The 7,083-nt window shown below is 74.2% G+C and carries 4 protein-coding genes and 1 pseudogene; 2 read left to right on the top strand and 3 right to left on the bottom strand.

The features are described from left to right. The coding region (locus ABZU53_RS27560) for a hypothetical protein (RefSeq protein WP_355068400.1) at positions 1-288 on the bottom strand (288 nt) is incomplete at its 3' end. Between the two features lie 325 nt (positions 289-613). Further along, positions 614-1,141, bottom strand: a pseudogene (locus ABZU53_RS27555) (RNA polymerase sigma factor); the annotation flags it as partial. 525 nt (positions 1,142-1,666) lie between these two features. Between ABZU53_RS27555 and ABZU53_RS27550 the strand changes: the two are divergent. Together ABZU53_RS27550 and ABZU53_RS27545 are read left to right on the top strand one after the other, a co-directional pair. Continuing rightward, positions 1,667-3,043: a serine/threonine-protein kinase gene (locus tag ABZU53_RS27550; RefSeq protein ID WP_355068398.1), complete on the top strand. Its 1,377-nt coding sequence runs from the start codon at positions 1,667-1,669 to the stop codon at positions 3,041-3,043. Positions 3,044-3,147: 104 nt separating this feature from the next. After that, positions 3,148-4,410, top strand: a complete 1,263-nt coding sequence (locus ABZU53_RS27545) for a nucleotide sugar dehydrogenase (protein WP_355068396.1) — start codon at positions 3,148-3,150, stop codon at positions 4,408-4,410. Positions 4,411-4,504: 94 nt separating this feature from the next. On the opposite strand, the gene ABZU53_RS27540 is transcribed toward ABZU53_RS27545, so the two are convergent. After that, positions 4,505-6,991 (bottom strand): ABC transporter permease, encoded by a 2,487-nt coding sequence (locus ABZU53_RS27540; RefSeq protein ID WP_355068394.1) that lies wholly within the window; start codon positions 6,989-6,991, stop codon positions 4,505-4,507. Positions 6,992-7,083 lie beyond the last annotated feature (92 nt).

Below are 7,083 nucleotides of genomic sequence, written 5' to 3'. Positions count from 1 at the left end.
GGCGAGCAGCCGCGCCAGCGGGTCGGCCGCCGCCTGCGAGGCGGCGGGCGCGCGGGACCGCTCGCCCGCGTCGAGGTCGAGGGCCGCGTCGACGTGGAGTGCCGCGTCGGAGTCGACGGCTGCGTCGACGTGGAGTGCCCCGTCGGAGTCGACGGCTGCGTCGAAGTCCGCAGACGTGCCAGCGCGGAGGGACGCCTCGGGGTAGACGGCCGCGTCGATGCGGGTGGCGTCGAGCAGCCGTTCGGTCTCGGCACGGCCGGCGTGCCGGTCCGGCCGGTACGGGTTCATCCGGAATCCCCTCACGTCAGCCGTCCGCCTGCTCGGCGTGTGACGTCCGCCGGGATCGGCTGGTGCGTCCGCGAGGTGGCGGAACCACCTCAGCGCCGACCGACGGTGCGACGCCGTCGGCGCCGAGGGCCGGCGCCGCAGTCGCGCCCGGCGCGTTCGGCACGGACACCCCGCCCGGCGCGGACACCCCGCCCGGCGCGTTCGGCACGGACACCCCGCGCGGCGCGGCAGGCGCAGGCCGCGTGGTCGGCGCGGACACCCGGCCCGGCGTGCCGGGCGCCCCGGTCGTGACGGCACCGTCGGATGGCGGTGCGGTCACCGTCTGCCGGTCCAGCAGGGTGGCCAGCCGCCGCAGCCCACGGTGGGCGGCGGTCCGGACGGCCCCGGCCCGACGCCCCAGCACCCGACCGGCCGACTCCGCGTCCAACCCGATCACGGCCCGCAACAGCACCGCCTCGGCCTCGCGCGGAGGCAGCGTGGCGATCAGCGCCAGGGCGGCCTCGGTGCTGATCGTCTCGCCGGCCCGCTCGGCGGTGTCGCCGTCGCCGGCCAACTCGGTGAGCGCCTGCACCGGGACCGGCAGCGACGGTCGTCGACGCAGCCGGCGCAGATGGTCCATGGCCCGGTTACGGGCGATGGTGACCGTCCAGGCGCGGAACTCACCGCCGGTGAAGTTGGGCAGGTCCCGGGAGATCTGCAACCACGTCTCCGACGCCACGTCTTCGGCGTCCGCCCCGACCAGGGCGGTCAGGTAGCGCAGCAGGCCCGGCTGCAGGCTGCGGTACAGGAAGCGGAAGGCGTCCTCGTCCCCGGCCTGCGCGGCGGTGACCGCCTCGGACAGCTCGCCGGTCATCCGCGGCTCACGGGTGGCTCGGGACGGCGGCCCGGCCCGACGCGCCACGCCTGCGTCCGCGCGCGAACCGTCGACCCCGCCGGCTCCCGCACGCGCACCGCCCTCCACCGAATTCGCTTCGCGCCCGCGTCCGGGCCGGCCGGGGCGTCCGCACCGGCGCGATGGCTCTCGGCTCTCGACGCACGGCCGGCCGGGCGGCCCCGAGCCGGGCTAACGGTAAAAGGGGACCATCCGAGCGACAAGTCGGGGTCGCGTCACGGAAGAGTGACAATTATCAAGCCGCCAGACCGGCGTGCCGCCGTAACAGGTGTGAACCGCAGGACGCTCCCCGGGCCGGTAGGCGGCCCGGGGCGGTGATCCGGCAAGCGTACGCCGGGATGTGTCGGGTTTTGTCACCCGCCGTCGTCGAGCCGTCACAGATCCGACCGCGTCCATAGAGGTCAGACCGGACGGACCGGCGGGTACGACCACGCGGCCGATCAACCGCAGCGCGCCGTTGCCCGCCACTCTGGGTACGGTAATGCTGTGTTGTCATCGGAGGTCGTGCTCAGCGGGCGGTACCGCCTGGACGAACGTGTCGCCACCGGCGGCATGGGCGACGTCTGGCGTGCCTCGGACCTGGTCCTCGGCCGACAGGTCGCGGTCAAGGTCCTGCTGCCGGCGCTGGTCTCCGATCCGGACTTCATCGCCCGTTTCCGGGCCGAGGCACGGATCATGGCGGCTCTGCGGCACCCCGGCATCGTGCAGGTGTACGACTGCGGCGAGGACGACCTGCCCGACGGCGGTCGGGCGGACTACCTGGTCATGGAGTTCGTCGAGGGTGAGCCGCTGTCCAAGCGGATCGAGGCGGCCGGCCGGCTCGACGTGGCCGAGACGATGTCGATCGTGGCCCAGGCGGCGCACGCGCTGAGCGCGGCGCACCGGGGCGGCATCGTGCACCGCGACGTCAAGCCCAGCAACCTGCTGGTCCAGGAGGACGGCACGGTCGTCCTCGTCGACTTCGGCGTCGCCCGTTCCACAAACGTGACCAGCATCACCAGCACCAACGCGGTACCCGGCACCGCTCTCTACATGGCGCCCGAGCAGGCCGCCGGTCGTCCGGTCAGCGGTGCCACCGACATCTACGCGCTCGGCGCGGTCGCCTACTGCTGCCTCACCGGCGGTCCACCGTTCACCGGGGACAACCCCCTCCAGGTCGCCGTCCGGCACCTGGACGACGAGCCGCCGGAGCTGCCGCACGACATCCCGGAGGCGGTCCGCGCCCTGGTGTCGCGGGCCCTCGCCAAGGATCCGCTCGACCGCTTCACCAGCGGCTCGGCCATGGCCGAGGCCGCCCGCACCGCGGTCACCGGCGGCGAGCCGCCGACGGCGATGGCGGCGTCGGTTCCGCTGCGCGAGGCCGGACCGGGTACCCGCACCGACGTGCCGGTCGGCGCGGCGGTGGCGAGCACGGCGGATGCCGGGCGTCAGCGACGTCGCGGGCCACTGGTCGGCGCGGCGGCCGCGATGCTGGTCGCCCTGATCAGCCTCGGGGCGGCACTGGGTGCGGCGCGCAACACCGGCGACGACGAGCCGGCCGTCAACCTGCCGACGACCTCCGTGACGCAGGGGCCGACCCAGCAGGCGGAGCTGCCGGCGGCGAACGAGCAGAGCACGGACGACCCGGAGCGCCCGAACCGGCCGACCGTCCCGGACGCCACCGCGTCGGCGTCGGTCACCGCCACGCCGAGCGTGCAGCCCTCCCAGTCGTCCAGCCCGCCGTCGGCGACGCCGAGCGCGACCACCGCGCCCCCGCCCAGCGACCCGCCGAAGTCCGACCCGCCGCCGAGCAACCCGCCCCCGACCGAGCCGGTCCCCACCACGGCGCCGCCGACCGGCCCGGAGGACCCGGTGGGCGGCTGACCAGCCGTCGCACCAGCACCGATATCCCCAAAACGGACTTACACGGCCGAAGACCCCTCTAGGCTCTCCGCAGGTCATTTCCACCATCTGCCGCGGGAGCCCGGGTGAGCGCTGAGAAGCTGGTCGTGATCGGCCAGGGGTACGTCGGACTGCCGCTGGCCATGCGCGCCGTCGAGGCGGGCCTGGACGTCGTCGGCCTCGACGTCGACGCCGACCGGGTGAAGCGGCTCGCGTCCGGTGAGTCCTTCGTCGAGGACATCCCCACCGACCGGCTGGGCCGCGCGCTGGGCAGCGGTCGGTACCGCCCCAGCACGGAGTACACCGACGCCGAGGGTTTCGACATCTGCGTCATCACCGTGCCCACCCCGCTGCGCGACGGCACCCCGGACCTGAGCTTCGTCGAGCAGGCCGGCGTCGGCATCGGCCCGTACGTGCGGCCGGGCTGCACGGTGATCCTGGAGTCCACCACCTATCCGGGCACCACCGAGGAGCTGCTCCGACCGCTGCTGGAGTCGGCCAGCGGGCTGACCAGCCCCGGCGACTTCCACCTCGGCTACAGCCCCGAGCGGATCGACCCGGGCAACCCGACCTGGCGACTGGAGAACACCCCGAAGGTGGTCTCCGGTGTCGACTCGGTGTCGTTGGCCCGGGTGCAGGGGTTCTACCAGCGCCTCGTGGAGCGCACCGTCGCGGTGGACTCCACGAGGGTCGCCGAGCTGACCAAGCTGATCGAGAACACGTTCCGCCAGGTCAACATCGCGCTGATCAACGAGCTGACCATGCTCTCGCACCACCTGGACATCGACGTCTGGCAGGCGATCGACGCCGCCGAGACCAAGCCGTTCGGGTTCCTGCCGTTCCGGCCCGGCCCCGGTGTCGGCGGGCACTGCCTGCCGATCGACCCGTGCTACCTGTCCTGGCAGGTCAAACGGCGCCTCGGCCGGCAGTTCCGGTTCATCGAGCTGGCCAACGACGTCAACCACGAGATGCCCGAGCACGTCGCGCAGCGGATCATGGCGGGGCTGAACCGGGCTGGCCGGGCGGTGAGCGGCGCCCGACTGCTGCTGCTCGGGCTCGCGTACAAGAAGAACACCGGCGACATGCGGGACTCCCCCGCCGTCGACGTGGCCCGCCGGTTGCAGGCCCTCGGCGCCGAGGTCTACGCGGTGGAGCCGTACGCGGAGGCCCACCACATTCCCGCCGGGGTCACCATCGTCGAGCTCACCGAGCGGGAGGTGCGGGCCGCGGACGCGGTGGTGGTCGTCACCGACCACGACAGCTTCGACTACGACCTGGTGGTCCGGCACGCCCGCTACGTCTTCGACACCCGCAACCGGTGCGTCGGCGAGATGGTCGAGCGCCTCTAGACCCGGCACCGCTGGCCGGTCCCGCCGCCGGGGAAGACGGCGGGACCGGCCGGCGGATGTCCGCCCGAAGGCCGCGAGACGGAGACGGCCGAGATCACTGGCCGGCGAGCGCCTCGACGACGGGCCGCGACAGCGCCCGACGGGCCGGCAGCACCGACGCCAGCAGGGCGGCCAGCACTGCCACGCCGAGGATCAGGCCGAGCTGACCGAGCGGCAGCACCACGTGGAAGTCACCGCCGAGACGGGCCAGCAGCGCCATCGCGGCGGCGCTGACACCGGTGCCCAGCCCGATGCCGAGCACCGCGCCGACCAGCGCCATCAGGACCGCCTCCGCCGCGAGCATGGCCCGCATCCGGGCCCGGGTCAGCCCGACCGCCCGCAGCACCGCGTTCTCCCGGGTGCGCTCGACCACCGACAGGCTCAGCGTGTTCGCCACGCCGACCAGCGCGATCACCACGGCCAGGCCGAGCAGCGCGGTGACGAAGGCCAACAGCATGTCCACCGTGCCGGTGAGCATCTTCTTGTACGCGCCCTGGTCCATCAGGTTCACCGTCGGATAGCGGGCCAGCACCGCCTCGATCGCGTCGCGGGCCTCTTCGGCGCTCACGCCGCTGGCGGGGTCGATCTCGGCCAGGAAGCCCCGCTCGCGGGGAAAGAGCGCGGCGAAGTCCGCGTCGTCCACCTCGATGACATGCCCCTCGGGCGCCGCGCTGGCGACCATGGCCGGCGCGTCGTCGGCGACCACCGCTGCCACCCGGAACGGCCGCCCCGCGATGGTGACGGCGGAGCCGACCTGCCAGCCGCGCGCCTGCGCCAACTCCCGGTGCACCAGGACCTGCCCCGGCCCGAGCCGCCCGACATCGCCGGCCAGCACCCCGGTCAGCGTCCGCCCCACCAGCGCCGGGTGGGCGGCGCGGACCTCGATGTCGCCGGTGACGGTGCTGCGCTGCTCGTGCACCACGCCCAGCTCGGGGCGCGCGGCCAGCTCACCGGCGAGCGCGGCGGGCAGGTTCTGGCCGATGCCGCTGACCACGAAGTCCGTCCCGATCTCGGCGTCGACGCTGCGTTCGATGCCGTCCTTGGTGCTGCGCGCGCCGACCACGAACGCCGACACCAGTCCGATCCCGATCACCAGGGCGGTCGCCGTGGCGGCGATCCGGCGCGGATTGCGCACGGCGTTGGCCACCGCGAGGCCCACGGTCATCCCGAACAGCCGCCGGGCCGGCCAGCCGATCACCCGGACCAGCGCCGGGACGAGCACCGGCCCGAACAGGACGATCCCGAAGAACGCCAACACGCCGCCGACGGCCACGAGCAGCACCTGACCGGCGCTGGCAGCGCCGGCGAGGGCCGCCACGCCGGCACCGAGCACCACCGCGCCGAAGATCAGGCGCAGCCGACCGGCGCCCCGACTGGGCTGCACCGCGGCGTCGGTGAGCGCGGCCACCGGGGCGACAGTGGTCCCCCGCCAGGCGGGCAGCAGGGCGGACGCCACGGTGAGCGCGGTGCCGAGCAGCAGACTGGTCAGCACGGTCGAGCCGGCGACGGTCAGCCCACCGGAGATCGGCACGTCCAGCCGGGTCATCAGCAGCCGCATACCGGCGGCGAGAGCCACCCCGAGCAGCACCCCGAGCACGGACGCGACGAACCCGACCAGCGCCGACTCCAGCAGGGCGGCCCGGAAGACCTGCCCCCGGGTCGCGCCCACCAGGCGCAGCAGCGCGGTCCGCCGGGTGCGCTGCGCCAGCACGATCGCGAAGGTGTTGGCGATCACGAAGCCGGCCACCACCACCGCGACCCCGACGAAGATGAGCAGCAGCATCATGAACTGGTTCAGGTCCCGAACCGCGTCGTCGACGGCCTCGTCGAGGATCTGCTGACGGCCCTTCACGCTGGCGTCGGCACCCCCGACGACCGCGCGCAGCCGGTCGGCCAGCACCGTCTCGGACGTTCCCGGCCGTGCCGCCACCATGATCCGGCCATAGCCGCGCGCACCGCTGACCGCGAGCGCGTCCGGACCGACCAGGCCGATGAACGGCCCGCCGACGTCACGCACGCTGCCCGCCACGTCGACCGTACCGACCAGGGTGTACGGGCGGGCCGCCCCGCCGGTGCCGCCGATCTGGACCGGGGCGCCGAGGGTGAAGCCCTCCTCGGCCACGGTGGGCGCGTCGAGCACCACCTCGCCCGCGCGGTCGGGCAGGCGGCCGGACACCACGTCGTACGAGCGCAGGGCGGCCTCGGTGGGGATGGCGGCGAGCACGGCGTAGCCGAGCACCGGCCGGCCGTCGGCGCCGAGAAGCCCTCCGGCCCCGGTCAGCTCCCCGGCCGCGGCGGCCACGCCGTCGACGGCGCGGACCCTGTCGACCAGGCTCGCCGGCAGCGCCTTGTCGCCGCTCGGGTAGACGCCGAGGTCGGTGTGCCGGTCGAAGGTCCCGGCCCGCTCGTACGCGCCGGCGCGCATCCCGTCGACGAAGATCAGCGTGCCGGCGATGAACGCGACGCCGAGCACGACGGCCAGCGCGGAGAGCAGCATGCGCAGCGCCTCGGCGCGCAGCGAGCGCAGGGTCAATCGGATCATGTGCGGGCTCCCGGTGCAGGCGCGGATCGGACCCCTCCGACGCTATGGCCGGTCCGATCCGATCGATCTCCACCTGCGCGCTCGACCCGCGT

The organism is Micromonospora sp. NPDC005194 (assembly GCF_040608335.1).
Taxonomy (GTDB): domain Bacteria; phylum Actinomycetota; class Actinomycetes; order Mycobacteriales; family Micromonosporaceae; genus Micromonospora.
This window is presented reverse-complemented; position numbering and strand designations above follow the sequence as displayed.